The 1,014-nt window shown below is 65.9% G+C and carries 1 protein-coding gene; it reads left to right on the forward strand.

The annotated features are described in order from the left end of the window. The coding region (locus A5781_RS05575) for an AMP-binding protein (protein ID WP_156624422.1) at positions 1-1,014 on the forward strand (1,014 nt) is incomplete at both ends.

Raw genomic sequence — 1,014 nt, forward strand, 5'->3', positions numbered from 1 at the left:
TGGGGTAACCGGGCGGTGTTGGACCGTCCGGCGGTGTCGGGGGTGTCGATCCCGGCGTTGTTTGCCGCCCAAGTCGCGCGCACGCCCGAGGCGGTGGCGCTGAGTTTCGGGGACCGGTCGTGGACCTATCGCGAGGTGGATGAGGCCGCGAATCGGTTGGCGCACTTCCTGGTTGCCCGTGGGGTGGGCCCGGGTGAGTGCGTAGGGTTGCTGATGGAACGTGGCGCGCAGGCCATCATCGCGATCCTAGGGGTTTTGAAGTCTGGGGCGGCCTACGTGCCGATCGACCCGGGCCTGCCCACAGCGCGGATCGGGTTCATGCTCGGCGATGCCGCCCCGATCGCGGTACTCACCACTGCGGGTCTGCGCTCGCGGCTCGACGGGTACGACGGCCTGCGAGTCATTGATGTCGACGGCCCCGCGATCGATGCTCAACCCAGCACACCATTGCCGGGCCCGGCTGCTGAGGATATTGCGTATCTGATTTACACCTCGGGCACCACCGGTACCCCCAAAGGCGTTGCCATTACCCACCATAACGTCACCCAGCTGCTGGCGTCGGCAGGTGCCCACCTGGAGCGGGCGGGGGTGTGGTCGCAGTGGCACTCGTATTCCTTTGACGTTTCGGTGTGGGAGATCTGGGGCGCCCTGCTCGGTGGGGGCCGGTTGGTGGTGGTGCCCGAGGCGACAACCCGCTCTGCCGAAGACTTCCACGCCTTGCTGATCAGCGAACAGGTCAGCGTGTTAAGCCAAACTCCGTCGGCGTTTTATGCGCTGCAAACCGTTGATGGATTAGCCCCGGAGTTAGGTCGCCGGCTGGCGCTAAAGACAGTGGTGTTTGGTGGGGAAGCCCTTGAGCCCGCGCGTCTAGCGGGGTGGGTGGACCGCCATCGGCAGTCGCCGCGGCTGATCAACATGTACGGCATCACCGAGACAACCGTGCATGCCTCGGTACGCGAGATCATGGCCGGTGATGTCGCCGGCGCAGCGAGCCCCATCGGGGTGCCGTTAGCC

Source organism: Mycobacterium sp. 852002-30065_SCH5024008, from assembly GCF_001665645.1.
GTDB lineage: Bacteria > Actinomycetota > Actinomycetes > Mycobacteriales > Mycobacteriaceae > Mycobacterium > Mycobacterium paraffinicum.